The sequence below is a fragment of the Nostoc sp. genome (assembly GCF_036917415.1).
Lineage (GTDB): Bacteria > Cyanobacteriota > Cyanobacteriia > Cyanobacteriales > Nostocaceae > Nostoc.
On the sequence record NZ_JBALDJ010000058.1, the window covers coordinates 1 to 16,801 of the forward strand.

Sequence of the window (16,801 nt, forward strand, 5' to 3'; positions counted from 1 at the left end):
CCTGTGCCTGTAGTTCCACCTGTGCCTGTAGTTCCACCTGTGCCTGTAGTTCCACCTGTACCTGTAGTTCCACCTGTGCCTGTAGTTCCACCTGTGCCTGTAGTTCCACCTGTGCCTGTAGTTCCACCTGTGCCTGTAGTTCCACCTGTACCTGTAGTTCCACCTGTGCCTGTAGTTCCACCTGTACCTGTAGTTCCACCTGTGCCTGTGGTTCCGCCTGTACCTGTAGTTCCACCTGTACCTGTAGTTCCACCTGTGCCTGTAGCTCCGCCTGTGCCTGTAGCTCCGCCTGTACCTGTAGTTCCGCCTGTACCTGTAGTTCCGCCTGTGCCTGTGGTTCCACCTGTGCCTGCACTACCACTAGAGCTTCCGCTGCCGGAGCCTCCACTGCCGGAACCTCCACTTTGGGCGGAAACTAAAGGAGGTAAAGATACAGAAGCAAAACTGATGGCAAAGACAGTAGCTAAAACAGCTTTAGATAAATTGAAAGGCTTCATGCTTATAGTTCCTTTTATGTTCTAGATTTTTGTGGTTGATTGATTTTCAAAAGCGATATTGTCTCGTCAATCTACTGATAAACTAGGTAAATTCTGACATAGAAAAATTGAGGAGTGTTTTACTTAGCTTCTTATGGGAAAGCTGAAATGATTTGAAAATGCCACAACAACTTACTATTCGTCAGATTAAGCAAGCAAAATGAATCATAAATCAGTAACTAATTACTAATTAAGAACCCACGAACAATGTTATCTGTTCAAAATAGAAACTAAATATTATATTTACTTCTATCCATCCCATCTTTACTTAATTACTTGTTGTGAATTATTTTACTGCTATTAGGTAGTATAAGTATTAGTTTTTCGCCGGACTTCTACCATAAGAGTAAAACTACTTATATCGCAGGAATTAATTTGGTATTGAAGTTAAGTTAGTCTATAAGCGTAGAGGGTTTTAGAGTTTGCATGTTAGATAAACCGACTTATCTAAGAAGTACAAGCGATCGCTAATTTAAGCAGGATTTTCATCTCGGTAAATATAATTACTTTATTGACATTAGTTTTTAGTTATTTAGATATAAATCAACTAAAAACTTTAAACAGCTAGATACTGCTAGTGGTTGAGACTCAATAAACAATACTTTACAATACTATTTCACCTGAGAACTTATAACTTCATACTCTAGGAGTGTCTTACTTTAGACTTAAGGAATACTTCTGTTGTCAGTTAAATAGGACGGCGTAAATAATTAAAGGTTTATAATAAGGACTTTAGTCCTCATCTTCTGTACGAGAGGCTGCGCCAACGAGATGCTACGCAATTAAAAGTTGAGACTAAAATTTACCATTCGGCTAAAGCGATCGCTATTCCTTGTTTTAAATCTGGTGTGATTGCATCATTATTTGCTAACTGCTGCAATTGTTGATGTGTGGCTTCCCCATCCAGATTTTTCAGTGCAGCGATCGCATGTAGTCTCACCGATGCGTTAGAATCGCCTAACAGCGAAATCAATGGTTCAATTGCTTGCATTTTGCCTAACTGTCCTAAAGACAAGGCGATCGCACTTTTGATGCTGACAATCTCTGTGGCTGGATGCTGCGATCGTAGTGTTTCCAGTAAGATTTCTGCGGCTGGTGTCGTTAACTGCGGTTTTTGGACTCGTCCTAAAACGGTGACAATTTCTTGCCAGACTGTTTCTGATGTACTTTGATTCAGTGCTGTTTGCAAATATTCCAAACTAGATAACGTCCCCACCCAACTTAAAGCGCGGATGGTTTCTAATTGCAGTGTTATCGGTGTCTGGGGTGAAATCAGTAAATCAAATAAGTATTTAGCACTATCATCACTACCCATGCGAGAAAGGGTAACTGCTGCTGCACAACAAACATCAAGGTTAAAGTCGTAAAGTTTAGGTTGCAGTCTCGTTACTAAATCTAATGCTTGGTATAAGTCAGGGCGAAAACCTAAACCAAGCACTGCTGCACGCCTGACTGTGACAGCTATATCATCCAAAGCTTTTAACAATACTGGTGGTACGCGTTCGTCATGAAAACTGCTGAGGGCTTCAATTGCAGCGGCGCGGATTGTTGCTTGCGGATCTTGCACTACACTCAACAGGGGTGTGATGGTTTCTGGTTGCCGAATACAACAAAGCGATCGCACTGCTAACAATCGTGTATTTTCATCTAATAGAAGTTCAGTTAGTGAAGTAATAGCAACAGTACCCATTTGTTCCAGCGCTGTAGCTGCGATCGCTTTAAGTTCTTCATCCCGATCGTTTTTCAACAATTCAACTATTGACGCAATAGCTTTTGGGTGTTGAAATTCGCCCAAAGTCCTGGCTGCATACCAGCGCAATTCGTCTTCTGCATCTTCATCTTCTAATATTTCAATCAGAGGTGGAATGGCAATATTTCCCAAGTGAGTCAACACTTTGGTAATTTCCCAACGTTGTTGAAAATCCCCCATCTCTAACATGGAAACTGTTAATTTCAGGAGATATTCTCGATTTTTAACTATCTCTGGATGTTCAGAATCTGCACCTAAAATTAACTGTTGTAAATATTGAATTAGTGATGACCAATCAGCTGCATAATATGCTGCCTCGGCTTGCACCAAAAGCTGTTTGATGTTACTCACAATATCTTGCTTTAATTATCATTTTCTACCTCCTGTCTCCTGCCCCCTGCCTCCACTAACCTGGCTTGACTACAACCGAATTACCCTCAATCTTGACGGCGTAAGTTTTCAAGGGGTTTGTCGCTGGGCCTTTTTGCACTTTACCATCAGCTCCATATTCTGAACCATGACAGGGACAAGCGAATTTTTTTGCATCAGCTTTCCATGCTACAGGGCAACCTGCATGAGTACACGTAGGGTCAACAGCAGTTAGATTTCCGGCTTTAGATGTGCCGACTACCAGCACAGGCCCAACAGGTGAGTTTTTTACCAGCAATTGACCTGTTTTATCTAAATCTGCCGATGTACCTACTGTTTGCCAATCTTTAGATGCTGGAGTTGTTTGAGAAGAACAAGCTGCGATCGCTACAGGTAGAGAACTCGCAATCCAACCCAAACCTACCCAATTAATAAAGTCACGACGTTTCATAGTTGCTGAAATAATATCTAAGTTTTAGCTAACATCTGCCATTCAATTTTGGATTTTAGATTAATTTAGGGAACTCCAGAAAATAAATTATCCAATTTCACGCCCATCAAAACGACTTTCCCTCCGCCTGCCCCCTGCCCTCAAAGCGATGGCAGGGTGGTTTCATACGAAAAAATAAAAATACATAAGTCTTGATTTCTCGTGAAAGTGGCATGGCTTTTTCCCTCACTTCCATTCCTCTCCCCCACGGGGGGAGAGGCTTTGAAACCCAGTTTTAATTTTTCTTTGCTTGTATGAAACCACCCTGCCTGCCCTCAAAGCGATGGGATATTTTTTAAATTGGAAGTCCCTTATGGCGAGTCAAAATTGCTTCAGTCATCTCAAATACCGTTGATTAAGGGTTCTACATCGTTCATTGGTGACTTTAATGTAAAAAATGCATAGTATTCATGCGTTTTTCGCGAATTTTCCCAGAAAACGTAACAATTTATACGATTTTAACAAAAATATCATCTTAAGTTATGAGTATCGAAATTGTTACATGAACATTATCTAAACCTGCTTGACGAATTCCCAAGATGTAAATGGCGACAAATTCTCCTTAACTAATCACGGATTTGAAGTTTCGCGCTGGAATGTTCTTGAGTAAAAATAATCAGCCGTAGTTAAATATTAAGTTTTTATTCCCTAAGCCTCGTAGATACAGCACCTGATGTAACTACGGATTGATTGGTATTGGGAAATTACGACCACATTTGCCGATTGTATCAGTAATTTGCAACGAGATTCAGCCTCATGACAGACACAGCAACTACCACTAGCCTCAATAAGTTCGAGAAATTAAAAGCAGAAAAAGATGGACTTGCCATCAAGAGTGAGATAGAGAAATTTGCCGCCTTGGGTTGGGAGGCGATGAACGAAACAGATCGCGATCATCGACTCAAATGGGTAGGCGTGTTTTTTCGCCCAGTTACCCCAGGCAAGTTTATGATGCGGTTGCGGATGCCCAACGGTATTCTTACCAGCAGCCAGATGCGTGTTTTAGCCCAAGTAGTGCAGCGTTACGGTGATGATGGTTGCGCTGATATTACTACCAGACAGAATATCCAATTACGGGGGATTAGGATTGAAGATTTACCAGATATCTTTAATAGATTTGACGCAGTTGGTTTAACCAGCGTTCAGTCAGGGATGGATAACGTCCGCAATATTACAGGCGATCCTGTGGCGGGGTTAGATGCAGATGAGTTGTACGACACGCGAGAGTTGGTACAACAAATTCAAGATATGCTCACCAACAAAGGCGAAGGGAACCCAGAATTTAGCAACTTACCACGGAAGTTTAATATTGCGATCGCAGGTGGACGAGACAATTCAGTTCATGCTGAAATTAACGATTTGGCTTTTGTGCCAGCATTTAAGGAAGGAACTGGGGATTGGGGACTGGGGACTGGGCAAGAATTTTCCCAATCCCTAATCTCTAATTCCCAGCCCCCAGTATTTGGCTTTAATATCCTCGTGGGTGGCTTTTTCTCAGCAAAACGTTGTGAGGCGGCGATTCCTCTGAATGCTTGGGTGGCTCCAGAAGATGTAGTAGCTGTATGTAGAGCGGTTTTGGAAGTATTTCGCGATTGTGGCTTACGCGCTAATCGACAAAAATCGCGCTTGATGTGGCTAATCGATGAATGGGGTTTAGATAAATTTCGAGCAGAAGTAGAAAGCCGTTTGGGTAAATCATTAATATCCGCAGCAGCAAAAGACGAAATCGACTGGGAAAAACGCGACCATATCGGGGTATATAAACAAAAACAAGCAGGATTAAATTACGCAGGTTTAAACATTCCTGTCGGTCGGTTGTATGCCGAAGATATGTTTGAAATCGCTCGTCTAGCAGAAGTTTACGGCACTGGCGAAATTCGTTTTACAGTTGAGCAAAACATTGTTATACCCAATATTGCTGAGTCACGTTTAGCAACATTTTTAACAGAAACGTTGCTAGAAAGATTTTCGATTAACCCTGGTTTGCTGACGCGATCGCTAGTATCTTGCACAGGCGCACAATTTTGCAACTTTGCCCTGATCGAAACCAAAAACCGCGCCCTGGCAATGATAAAAGCCTTAGAAGAAGAGTTAACTTTCACCAAAACAGTGCGAATTCACTGGACAGGTTGCCCCAACTCCTGCGGACAACCCCAAGTTGCAGACATCGGCTTGATGGGAACTAAAACTCGTAAAAATGGCAAAACCCTCGAAGGCGTTGACATATATATGGGTGGCAAAGTCGGCAAAGATGCCCATTTGGGAACTTGCGTTACCAAAGGCATACCATGCGAAGACTTGCAGCCAATATTACAAGATTTACTCATCCAAAAGTTTGGCGCAAAACTCAAGCAAGAAGCCTTATTAGTTAGTAACTAATTGGGAATTGGGCAAAACTCATACTTCAATCTTAAAGGCTCAACCTCCAAGCTAAAAGGCTCAATTTCCACTACATCTTCTCTGTGTTTTATTCAATTAGAAAGATTGAAATGCTTAAAAACTTATTTTCATTTAGCGATCGCTACCGCATCTTACATCAGACTTGGTTTGCTTTCTTTCTCACCTTTGTTTGTTGGTTTAACTTTGCTCCCTTCGCTACAACCATTGGCAGAGAACTACATCTAGCACCAGAACAAATCAAAACTTTAGGCATCTGTAACCTTGCCCTCACAATTCCCGCACGACTAATTATTGGGATGCTTCTGGATCGTTTTGGCCCCAGAATCACCTACTCAATGCTGCTGATGTTTGCGGTTATTCCCTGTTTGGCGACGGCGTTAGCACAAGATTTTAATCAATTAGTCATCAGTCGTTTGTTGATGGGAATTGTCGGATCTGGGTTTGTTGTGGGTATCCGCATGGTAGCCGAATGGTTCCAGCCGAAGGAGATGGGAATTGCCCAAGGTATTTATGGCGGTTGGGGCAACTTTGGAGCTTTTGGCGCAGAATTTGCCTTGCCGATACTTGCAGTTTCTATGAGCTTTTTCGCTGGTGGTGCTTCTAACTGGCGATTTGCGATCGCATTTACAGGGATTATTGCAGCCATCTACGGCGTAATTTATTACAACAGTGTCCAAGATACACCCACAGGTAAAGTTTACAAAAAACCTAAGAAAAATGGTTCTCTAGAAGTAACCAGTATAAAAAGCTTCTGGGCGATGATTGTCTCAAATTTTGGTTTGATTTTCGCCTTGGGTTTATTAGCTTGGCGTTTGGAACAAAAGAACATTCGCTTTTTAACTTCGAGCCAAATGTATCTGACTTGGTTATTATTAGCAGGATTATTTGCTTATCAAAGTTACAAAGCTTGGGAAGTAAACCGAGAACTTTTAATTGGCAAGAAAACTTACGCTCCATCTGAACGCTTCCAATTTGGTCAAGTAGCGTTACTCGAATTCACTTATATAACTAGCTTTGGCAGCGAACTGGCAGCCGTTTCCATGCTTCCAGCATTTTTTGAAAAAACCTTTGCTTTAGAACATGTTGTCGCTGGGATGATTGCTGCAACCTATCCATTTTTAAATTTGATTTCTCGTCCTAGTGGTGGTTTAATTTCTGATAAATTTAACTCCCGTAAGTGGACAATGACAATAATCAGCGCTGGCATTGGCGTTAGTTATTTGATGGCACATTTTATTAGTAGTAGCTGGCCGATTCCGGTAGCGATCGCAGTTACAATGTTTGCCGCCTACTTTGCCCAAGCTGGCTGCGGTGCAACCTACAGCATCGTACCTCTAATTAAAAAGGAAGCCACTGGACAAATTGCTGGTAATGTGGGAGCTTACGGTAATTTTGGCGGCGTAGTTTATCTGACAATTTTCAGCTTAACCGATGCTCCGACACTATTTTCCACAATGGGTTTAGCCGCTTTAGTATGTGCTTTTATGTGTGCCTTCTTCCTCAAAGAACCAAAAGGCTCCTTTGCTGCTGTATCTGAAGGTGAATTACCAGAAACGGCAACTCAAAACTCTATCTTATTAACTGAAGAATAGACCTGTCTGGAAAATATAGCGGTTCTCAATTGCATAGAATACAGACCTAACCCCAAGCCCCTTCCCTACCCCTACCTTTCCCTAACCCTCTCCTTGCTTGCCTAAAGTATCTCTTGACCTGCAACGTTAATGCATCGACCTGCAACGTTAATGCATCGACCTGCAACGTTAATGCATCGACCTGCAACGTTAATGCATCGACCTGCAACGTTAATGCATCGACCTGCAATGTTAATGCATCGACCTGCAACGTTAATGCATCGACCTGCAATGTTAATGCATCGACCTTACCCTTCTCAAATTGCTACATCTGAGGTTGCACAATTCAAATAACAAAATGGTACAACCGCCATGAGTGAATTTATCAAAACCCTTTGTCCTTACTGTGGTGTTGGCTGTGGACTAGAAGTTTCACCCCCAGCCCAACTGGGCAAAGCAACTAATCGAGATAACCAAGGAAATCCAACTTGGCGGGTGCGGGGTGATAAAGCCCATCCATCCAGCCAGGGTATGGTTTGCGTCAAAGGTGCAACGATCGCAGAATCTTTAGATAAAAATAGATTACATTATCCAATGGTGCGAGACTCATTAGATCGAGAGTTTCGCCGCGTTACTTGGGATGAAGCTTTTGATCTAATCGTCAAGCGCATTCAAACTATCCGCTTCACTCAAGGGCCAGAAGCCTTATGTATGTATGGTTCCGGTCAGTTTCAAACTGAGGATTACTACATAGCTCAGAAACTCATGAAAGGTTGTCTGAGTACTAATAATTTTGATGCCAATTCTCGTTTATGTATGTCTAGTGCTGTGGCTGGGTACATTCAAAGCTTTGGTTCAGATGGGCCTCCATGCTGTTACGATGACTTGGAGTTAACCGACTGTGCATTTTTAATTGGTACTAATACAGCCGAATGTCACCCCATCGTTTTCAATCGACTGGAGAAATATCATAAAAAGAACCGCAAAGTCAAAATGATAGTGGTCGATCCCCGTCGCACAGCAACCGCAGAAGCCGCTGATTTGCATTTAGCTATTCGTCCCGGTACAGATATCGACTTGTTAAACGGCATCGCTCACTTGTTGATGCGCTGGAATTACATTGATACGATGTTCATGGACGATTGCACCAGTAACTTTTCCGCTTATGCTGAGGTGATTCGCCACTATCCGCCAGAAGTGGTGGCTCGTCAATGTGGGATCGGTATTGAAGATTTAGAAACAGCAGCCCGCTTATGGGGTCAATCTGAGCGAGTACTGTCTTTGTGGTCAATGGGTGTGAATCAATCCTCAGAAGGGACGGCTAAAGTAAGAACGATTATTAATCTGCACCTGATGACTGGACAGATTGGCAAACCTGGGGCTGGCCCTTTTTCCCTCACTGGTCAGCCGAACGCGATGGGAGGACGGGAAGCCGGAGGTTTGGCGCATTTATTACCCGGTTATCGGACGGTGAAAGATCCTCAGCATCGTGCAAAAGTTGAAGAGTTTTGGGGACTCAAGCCAGGACAAATTTCGCCCAATCCCGGTTTGACTGCTTGGGACATGATTACTGAGTTGGAAAATGATGCTGTAGGGTTACTGTGGATTGCAGCTACCAATCCAGCTGTGAGTATGCCAGATTTAGAGCGGACTAAGAAGGCATTGTTGCGATCGCCTTTCACTATTTACCAAGACGCATATTATCCCACAGAAACCTCTGCCTACGCTCATGTTTTGCTACCAGCAGCCCAGTGGGGTGAAAAAACTGGCGTGATGACAAATTCCGAACGGATGGTAACTCTGTGTTCAGCATTCCGCCAACCGCCAAGAGAAGCTAAAGCCGATTGGGAAATTTTTGCTGAAGTTGGACGTAGATTAGGTTTTGAGAAAGAATTTGCCTTTGCTAACTCTGCTGAAGTTTACGCTGAGTTTGTCAAACTAACTAAAAATCGCCCCTGCGATATGACAGGTATCAGTCACGCGCAATTACAGACACAAGGCCCGACCCAATGGCCTCATCCTGAAGAGAGCAGAGGAGCTGGCGTTGCAGGGGGAGAAGCATCTGCCAATCCTGGGAAAAGATTATACACTAACTTGCGCTTCCACACCCCTGATGGACGCGCTCGATTTGGGGCATATTACTCCAAGGGATTGGCAGAACCACCAGACCCAGATTATCCGTTTGTCCTAACTAATGGAAGACTTTACGGACACTGGCATACGCAGACACGCACCGGTCGAATTGAAAAAATTTGCAAAATGCATCCCGAACCGTTTATCGAAATTCATCCCCGTGATGCTGCTCGGTTAGGTATTGTCGATAGTATGAATGTGGAAGTGCGATCGCGTCGTGGTAAAGCGAAGTTTCCTGCTAAAGTGACAAAAGCGATCGCGCCTGGTACAGTTTTTGTCCCTATGCACTGGGGTTCGCTGTGGGCAGATAATGCCGAAGCCAACGCCCTCACCCATCCAGAATCTTGCCCCGATTCGCTGCAACCAGAATTAAAAGCCTGTGCTGTGCAGCTGATACCAATTTCGGTGGAAGTTCCCATCAAAGATTATCAACTCCAGTCTTCACAATCATAAGCTGCAAAGTGTAGCTCGAAAGTGGTAATTTACAACCAGCAATAGGTAATTTCGTCAATCACCAATAGTCAATAGTTATTATCATTTTTTATAACTCTCTAATTTTGACTGTTACCAATTACTATATCTAAAGAGGTAAAATTCTAGCAATAAGAGGTTTTACTAGAGTTAGTTTTAGCTATGGATAAAGAATAAAAAAGCATAGAAACTTACAAAACATTGTCAGACATCTTTTTTTTATAAATTCTGGCGGTTTTAGAGGATGTTTGAAAAGTCATGATTGATGTATCAAATGTTTTTTTACCCCACCCTAACCCTCCCCGTATGTATTGGGGAGGGAAGTGGATTTTCCGGTTTTCTCCCTTTATAAGGGGGGATTAAGGGGGGTAATAATTCGATTAAGATCGCAGCCAACCACTTTTCAAACAACCTCTAAGTCCAGAGAGCTAGGTCATCAGTAAGTTTTTTGCCAGGGTCAGCCCTTTCGGAGAAGTCAAAAGTCAAAAGTCAAAAGTCAAAAATTAGAACCCCATAAATAAATTTAGGGGCTTGTACCTTTTTTTTTCTGGTCAAAGAGTTGCAAAACTTAATTACGAATTACGAATTATTTTTAATCCTCTAGATTTATCTATGGGATTTTCTTTTATTTAAAAATCGGGTGCAGCAGATGAAAAAGTTACTGAGGGAAATTCTAAGGGCTACCAAAGATGAGAACTTCATGCACATTATTGAAAACATAGAAGTGCTAGTTTCTAAAGTTCTATCTATTTTTATGGTGCTCGTAATTTTGGTAGCGATCGGAGATTTAGGAGTATTTATTGTTAAAGAGTTATTTACAGCCCCTTACGCAAAGTTTAACACAACATTATATAAAATATTTGGGCTATTTTTGAATATTTTAATCGCTTTAGAAATTTTAGAAAATATTACAGCATATTTACGAAGGCACGTTTTTCAAGTGGAATTAGTTATTGTTACTTCTTTAATTGCTGTTGCGAGAAAAATTATTATTCTTGATTTAGAAAAAGTTGGAGGTATTGATATAATTGGTCTAGGTATAGCTATTCTTGCCTTATCAATTAGTTATTTGATAATTCGTCTCAGTAATTCCAAAAATGCAAGTTAATTGAAGGGGGCAGTGTTTCGACTACGCTCAATAACTAGGCAGAAGGCAATAGCATAATGAGCTAATTTTAAATACTTTCTTATGACAGATTTCTTTCAATTTGAAGCAGACTTTGTTGATTCCCTGCGTTGCATCCCCATGCAGGTGCGTTGTAAATTAGATACCTGTGGCATCAAGCTAAAATTGTCTGATTGGAATCGAATGACGACAGATGAGCGTCAAGCTTTAGTCGAATTACCTTGCACTACAGAAACGGAAATTCAATTTTACCGCGAATATATTGAGAAATTAATCATACAACGCACAGGTATACCAACTAAAAAATTGCCCATCGAGCCTCATCCGGCATGGCTAGACTCTGCCACTGTACCAGTTAACCTTCAGGAAAAAGCTCAAGAAATAGGTGTAACCCTAACACAACAAAATTGGGCAGCTTTAACGCCCTTACAGCGTTTTGCTTTGATTAAACTCAGTCAGCCAGGACATGAAAATAAAAATTTTCCTAGAGCGATCGCAGAATTTCATCTGTTTTAATTAGACAATAGTCTTTAAAAGAAAAAATCTACAGAGCGATGGCTACGCCAACGAGACGCTGCGCGTTGGCGGAAGCCTCTCGTAGAGAAGGCGTTATTGGCGTCTTGGCGGTTTGATAAATTAAGCTTTTTGGCGATTTTTGCCTAAGTCCTGTTGAAGTTGAAGCTTTACGAATTGGTATTTTTATTTACTCACTAGTTTACACGCAAAAGAAATCAAAGGCGATCGCCTAGATTGTGCGTTACGCCATTATACTCATGTTGCACAATATTTCAGTTGCACTCGCTTTCCCTACTAATAGATACTATTTCTCAATAATTAGTTGAGAGTATCACCATGACTATTCGCCTAACTGGGACAGAAGACTTTGGGGAATTTTGCGAAGATGTGCAGTTGTTTAATGACTATGAGGGAAAAGCACAATTGTCTACTTGGTTTGGTCAAAGCAGCCATCGCTGGACTGTACTTCGCCATAACCTTGGGCTATCAATCTGTGACAATGAGTATTCTCAGGCAGTGATTATGAAGCAGAAACACGATAATTTGCCTGAGCTGACATCTAAGTTTTTTCTATCTGGTGGTGTAAGAACTGTTACACCAAATGTGCCAGGAGTCAGTGACGATTATGAAGAAGTTGCAGGTTACAACTACTTGTTTTGCTTGCCTGATGTTCAGGAGTTTGAGCATTTTACTGCGAACCAACAAGATCAAAATATCAAAATTTATTGGAATGCTGATTTACTTTCTAGTTTCCAGGAAAGCTTTGAAAATTTGCCTGCTTTGCTTGAGCAATTGAAAGAAAATCCAATTAAGCAACCCTTCCATCAGCCGCTAGGGGTGACTACATCTGCAATGCGGTTGGTACTCAAACAAATATTGCAGTGTCCATTTCGAGAAACGCTTAAACAAATGTATTTAGAAGCAAAAGCTTTAGAACTACTGGTACTTCAAATTGCACAGTGGGGGGAAAATAATCAAGTATTACAGCGATCGCTCCATTTCCGTGCTGATGAAATTGAACGTTTACATCACGCTAAAGCTATTTTAAATCAAACGCTTCCAAATCCACCTTCTCTAATCAATCTAGCCAAAGAAATCGGACTCAATGACTTTAAGCTCAAGCGGGGATTTCGAGAGGTATTTGGGACTACGGTGTTGGAATATGTGCAATCTCTACGACTAGAGCAAGCACAACAGCTACTTCGAGGCACTAATCTCACAGTTGCAGAAATTGCTTCTCAAGTAGGGTACGAGAGCATAGGTCATTTCGGCTATCTGTTTAAGCGAAAATTTAGCATGACTCCCAGAGAATATCGTCATCACAAAGGCTTGTAGCAAAAAGGACATCCCGATTCCGCTTAAAAAAATTCCGTTTCCATATATATGCGATCGCCCAAACTTCTGTATTCTTAAAAATAGAGTTAATTAAAAGTTATTCGCAAATAGCAAGCTCTGTTTGGCAAAATCCGATTAGGTGTGTGTGGAGTGATTAAAGTGTGGCGATCGCTGTTTATTTCCTGTTTTTTTATTGTTGTTGTCATACAACCAACTCAGGCAAACCAAGTAACTGAAATTCCAAGTGTGCAAGAATTAGACCGTTCTGCAAGAACAGTCAAAGAATGGTTAGCTCAGATAGAACAGCAGAACCCCCCTTTCCCAGCCCCAAATCAAGGGAGTGAAGTTATACAAGTAACTTCAGTCAAGGCAAACCCCACATCTAAGGGTATGGAGGTGATTTTACAGACTTCCATTGGGCAACAATTGCAAGTAGTGAATCATTCTTCTGGCAATAACTTTATTGCTGACATTCCCAATGCCCAACTGCGTTTATCCAACGGTGATGCATTCACATTCCGCTCAACTTCTCCAATTGCAGGGGTTAGTGAGATAACAGTAACAAACTTTGATGTTCAGACTATCCGGGTGACGGTAACGGGGGAAGCAGGTGTACCAATTGTTGAATTATTTGACAGTCCAGATGAGGGTATTATCTTCTCTGTGGCGAGTACTGCACCCTCCACACAGCCACAGCAACAACCTCAAACGCAACCAACTCAGCCAGAAACTCAGACACAGCCAAGTCAACCTGCCTCTGAGGGCGATGAACCGATTGAACTTGTAGTTACGGGCGAACAAGATGGATACACTGTGCCAGATGCATCAACTGCAACTAGAACTGATACACCTTTACGTGACATTCCACAGTCGATTCAGGTGATTCCCCAACGGGTAATCAAGGATCAGGGAATCACGCGCATAAGCGATGCTGTTCGTAATGTGTCTGGTACTACGGGCGTATCGGGCTATGGCAATAGTTTAGGTGATGTCAATATTCGCGGTTTTTTTGCTGGTACCTTGGTAGATGGGTTTACTGGTTTACTTCCTGCTAATGGTGCCAACATTGAACAGGTGGAGGTGCTGAAAGGCCCCGCTTCAGTGCTGTATGGTCAGTTGGAGCCGGGGGGTTTGGTGAATTATGTGACAAAAAAACCTCTGAGTACCCCTTATTACTCTGCTAGTTTCACGGCTGGTAGCTTCGATTTCTACAATCCTGCAATCGACCTATCTGGGCCGCTGACAACCGATAAAAGGTTATTGTATCGTTTGAATGTTTCCTATGAAAATTCTGGCAGCTATCGGGATTACATTGAAAACGATATCTTCTATATTTCTCCGATTTTCACCTACAAGATTAGTGATGCGACAACCCTAGACTTCGCCTATGAATATCTTGATTCTAAACAAGGGTTCGACCGAGGCTTTCGACCAGAAGCAATCTTTTTAACATTGCCTAGAAATCGCAATTTGTTTCAACCTGATGATTATCAAAATTCTCAAAGCAATCGTTTTGAGCTAACACTCAATCACCAGTTTAATGAAAATTGGCGGTTCAGGAATAGATTTTCGTGGCAATTTAGTCAGGGAAGTAGCAAAGTTACTAATAACGATATTGGACTTTTAGAGGATGGTCGAACACTGACTCGAACGCAGTATGGTGATGATCCGACTTTTACACAAACTTTAGCGCTACAAACCAACTTGATTGGTAAATTCAACACAGGTTCTATCGCTCATCAATTGCTGTTAGGTGTGGACTGGAACCGGAATACTCAAGATAGCAAAGGCTTTACTAGTGATTTCCCTTCGATAGATATTTTTGAGCCAAACTATAATGTTCCACTGCCTGAGCGCATTTATAGCCAGTCTAATAACACAACCAACACCACAGGAATTTACCTGCAAGACCAGGTAACATTGCTGCCCAATCTGAAGTTGCTTGTAGGCGGCAGATATGACTTTATTGACTCCAACAGTGAAAATATTTCTGACATAAGTATCAGTACCGAACCGGACAAGTCTAAATATTACTTTGATGCCTTTTCCCCTCGTGTGGGCATTGTTTATCAACCGATCGAGCCGATCTCGCTATACGCCAGTTACAGTCGCTCCTTTACAGTAGACCCATATAGCAAAACAGTAAACAATGAGCTGCTAGAGCCTTCTCGCGGTACACAGTACGAAGTTGGCATCAAAGCTGAACTGTTTGATAAACGACTTTCAGCAACCCTTGCAGCTTACGACATTGCCAAAACAAACATTGCCACTACAGATATTAACAATCCTAAATACGTAATTGCGCTAGGAGAAGTGAAAAGTCGAGGGATTGAACTGGATGTAGCCGGGAAAATTTTACCAGGTTGGAAGGTTATTGCCTCTGGTTTTCTCAATGATGCTTATGTCAGCAAAGATAATGACCCGACGGTGCAAGGTAAGCATTTGGAAAATGCACCCTATCATGGCGCGAGTTTATGGACAACTTATGAAATTCAAAAGGGTGACTTGCAGGGATTACAGTTTGGCGCGGGGTTGTTTTTTGTAGGCGATCGCGTTGCAAACCAGAGCGAGCAATTTATCCTTCCTTCTTATGTCAGAACCGATGCTTTAATTTCCTACAAACGTGATAACTGGGAAGTTGGACTCAACTTTAAGAACATTTTGGATGTCAAATATTACGAATCAAACGGCTACCTCACCTTCCCGCAAGCACCATTTACTGTACAGGGCAGGATTTCTGTGGAGTTTTGACCTCCCCCTAACTATCTGACGAGTATAGATTTTTACAAGAATTCTTGAAAACTAATTCATCAAGCTCGAGATTGTACAAAGGAGCGTCTACCTTGAGTAATAAAAAACTACGTAACATTGTATTTACTCTGCATCGCATCCTGGGTTTTGCGATCGCACCAATTGTTATCTTGGTTGGCATAACTGGAAGCCTGATCGTCTTCCAGCGCGAAATCAATGACTTTCAACGACATCAACAGTTTGGCGCTATCTTACCCCACGGCAATCGTTTATCGTTGGAAGTTATCTTGGATCTTGTCAAAGCTGCCTATGCCAACCAGCCTCAAATGGCATTGCAAAGGGTTTATTTCCCAACTAAACCGGACGATTTTTTTAATGTCATCATCTCAGTTCCGAGCAATGATTGGGTAGAAGTCTACGTCAACCCCTATACAGGGGCAATTCTGGGCAACAGTCTTCATCCCAATGCCGTACAGCGCTTTCTCCAGGTTGTTTATGAACTCCACACCTCGTTGAAATTGGGCGATCTGGGTTTACAGATTACTGGCTTCGTGGGCTTGGTGATGTGCATCGTTGCGATCGCCGGAATTATCTTGTGGCCCGGTTGGCGCAAGCTGATGGCAGGCTTCAAAATTAAGTGGTCTGCCCACCCCAAGCGCCTTAACTTCGATCTGCATAAGGTGTTTGGTATTACTACCGCCATATTTTTACTATTCACATTTTTCACTGGATTTGCCTGGAATTTGGGTTATGTTGACCCTGTGATTCGTACCATTACCTTCAGTCCACCTCTGCCTGACCTTGTTTCCCAACCAATAGCAGGTCAATCGCCCCGACCACTTAGTCAGCAGATGAAAACGGCTCAACTTGCGCTATCTGACGGAGCATTACGGAGCATTGACTTAACGACAGACCCGAAAGCTCCTTTGCAATTGCGGATGAAGCTACCCCAAGAGCGAGAGGAATACGGCATGAGCAATGTCTATCTGGATCGATACAGCGGTCAGGTTTTACGAGTTGATAATTCGTTAAAGACATCGTTAGGCGACAAGATTTTCAACTCTTTCGAGCCACTGCACTACGGTACTTTCGGCGGTTTACCTACCCGTATTCTCTACATCTTTGTTGGTCTGGCTCCGTTAATTTTGTTCATCACTGGCTTTGTGATGTGGTGGTATCGCAAACACAAGCAGAAAAATGATTATTCTCCTAAACAGAGTTATATAAACTAATTCTCAAGCAATCGGCTTTGTTTTGAAAAATACGATTAGGTGTGTGGAGTTATGACAGTTTTGCGTAGACGCTCTTAGCGGTGAGGGAGTCGCAGTCTTGGCGGTTCCCGTCGATTGCGAA

12 protein-coding genes are annotated in these 16,801 nt (G+C 42.3%); 8 read left to right on the forward strand and 4 right to left on the reverse strand.

Annotated elements, in window-relative coordinates; translation table 11 throughout:
• The 3 genes from V7K41_RS11225 to V7K41_RS11235 form a co-directional block, all read right to left on the reverse strand.
• Positions 1-497, reverse strand: a 497-nt coding sequence (locus V7K41_RS11225) for a hypothetical protein (RefSeq protein WP_334848077.1), incomplete at its 3' end; no start/stop codon positions are given.
• Positions 498-1,338: 841 nt separating this feature from the next.
• Complete coding sequence (locus tag V7K41_RS11230) at positions 1,339-2,640, reverse strand: HEAT repeat domain-containing protein (RefSeq protein WP_334848115.1); 1,302 nt, start codon at positions 2,638-2,640, stop codon at positions 1,339-1,341.
• A gap of 52 nt (positions 2,641-2,692) precedes the next feature.
• Complete coding sequence (locus V7K41_RS11235) at positions 2,693-3,106, reverse strand: QcrA and Rieske domain-containing protein (protein WP_334848079.1); 414 nt, start codon at positions 3,104-3,106, stop codon at positions 2,693-2,695.
• A 795-nt stretch (positions 3,107-3,901) separates the two neighbouring features.
• Here V7K41_RS11235 and V7K41_RS11240 point away from each other — a divergent pair.
• Together V7K41_RS11240 and V7K41_RS11245 are read left to right on the forward strand one after the other, a co-directional pair.
• Entirely contained in the window at positions 3,902-5,524 is a 1,623-nt protein-coding gene (locus tag V7K41_RS11240; RefSeq protein ID WP_334848081.1) for a ferredoxin--nitrite reductase, read from the forward strand.
• A gap of 110 nt (positions 5,525-5,634) precedes the next feature.
• A complete protein-coding gene (locus tag V7K41_RS11245) occupies positions 5,635-7,137 on the forward strand; it encodes a NarK family nitrate/nitrite MFS transporter (protein ID WP_334848083.1) in 1,503 nt (500 codons plus the stop codon).
• Between the two features lie 46 nt (positions 7,138-7,183).
• Here V7K41_RS11245 and V7K41_RS11250 read toward each other — a convergent pair whose 3' ends face one another.
• Complete coding sequence (locus V7K41_RS11250) at positions 7,184-7,408, reverse strand: hypothetical protein (RefSeq protein WP_334848085.1); 225 nt, start codon at positions 7,406-7,408, stop codon at positions 7,184-7,186.
• Positions 7,409-7,488: 80 nt separating this feature from the next.
• Between V7K41_RS11250 and V7K41_RS11255 the strand changes: the two genes are divergently transcribed.
• The 6 genes from V7K41_RS11255 (at position 7,489) to V7K41_RS11280 (ending at position 16,680) form a co-directional block, all read left to right on the forward strand.
• The gene (locus tag V7K41_RS11255) at positions 7,489-9,702 is read left to right on the forward strand and encodes a molybdopterin oxidoreductase family protein (RefSeq protein ID WP_334848087.1); all 2,214 of its coding nucleotides are present in this window, start codon (positions 7,489-7,491) and stop codon (positions 9,700-9,702) included.
• A gap of 667 nt (positions 9,703-10,369) precedes the next feature.
• Positions 10,370-10,828, forward strand: a complete 459-nt coding sequence (locus tag V7K41_RS11260) for a phosphate-starvation-inducible PsiE family protein (protein WP_334848089.1) — start codon at positions 10,370-10,372, stop codon at positions 10,826-10,828.
• Positions 10,829-10,909: 81 nt separating this feature from the next.
• On the forward strand, positions 10,910-11,362 hold the full coding sequence (locus V7K41_RS11265; protein ID WP_334848090.1) for a nitrate reductase associated protein: 453 nt from the start codon (positions 10,910-10,912) through the stop codon (positions 11,360-11,362).
• A 336-nt stretch (positions 11,363-11,698) separates the two neighbouring features.
• Entirely contained in the window at positions 11,699-12,697 is a 999-nt protein-coding gene (locus V7K41_RS11270) for a helix-turn-helix transcriptional regulator (RefSeq protein WP_334848092.1), read from the forward strand.
• A gap of 150 nt (positions 12,698-12,847) precedes the next feature.
• The gene (locus V7K41_RS11275) at positions 12,848-15,448 is read left to right on the forward strand and encodes a TonB-dependent siderophore receptor (protein WP_334848093.1); all 2,601 of its coding nucleotides are present in this window, start codon (positions 12,848-12,850) and stop codon (positions 15,446-15,448) included.
• A gap of 92 nt (positions 15,449-15,540) precedes the next feature.
• Positions 15,541-16,680 carry a PepSY-associated TM helix domain-containing protein gene (locus tag V7K41_RS11280; protein WP_334848095.1) on the forward strand — a complete coding sequence of 380 codons (1,140 nt, stop codon included), beginning with the start codon at positions 15,541-15,543 and terminating at the stop codon, positions 16,678-16,680.
• The last annotated feature ends 121 nt before the right edge of the window (positions 16,681-16,801 follow it).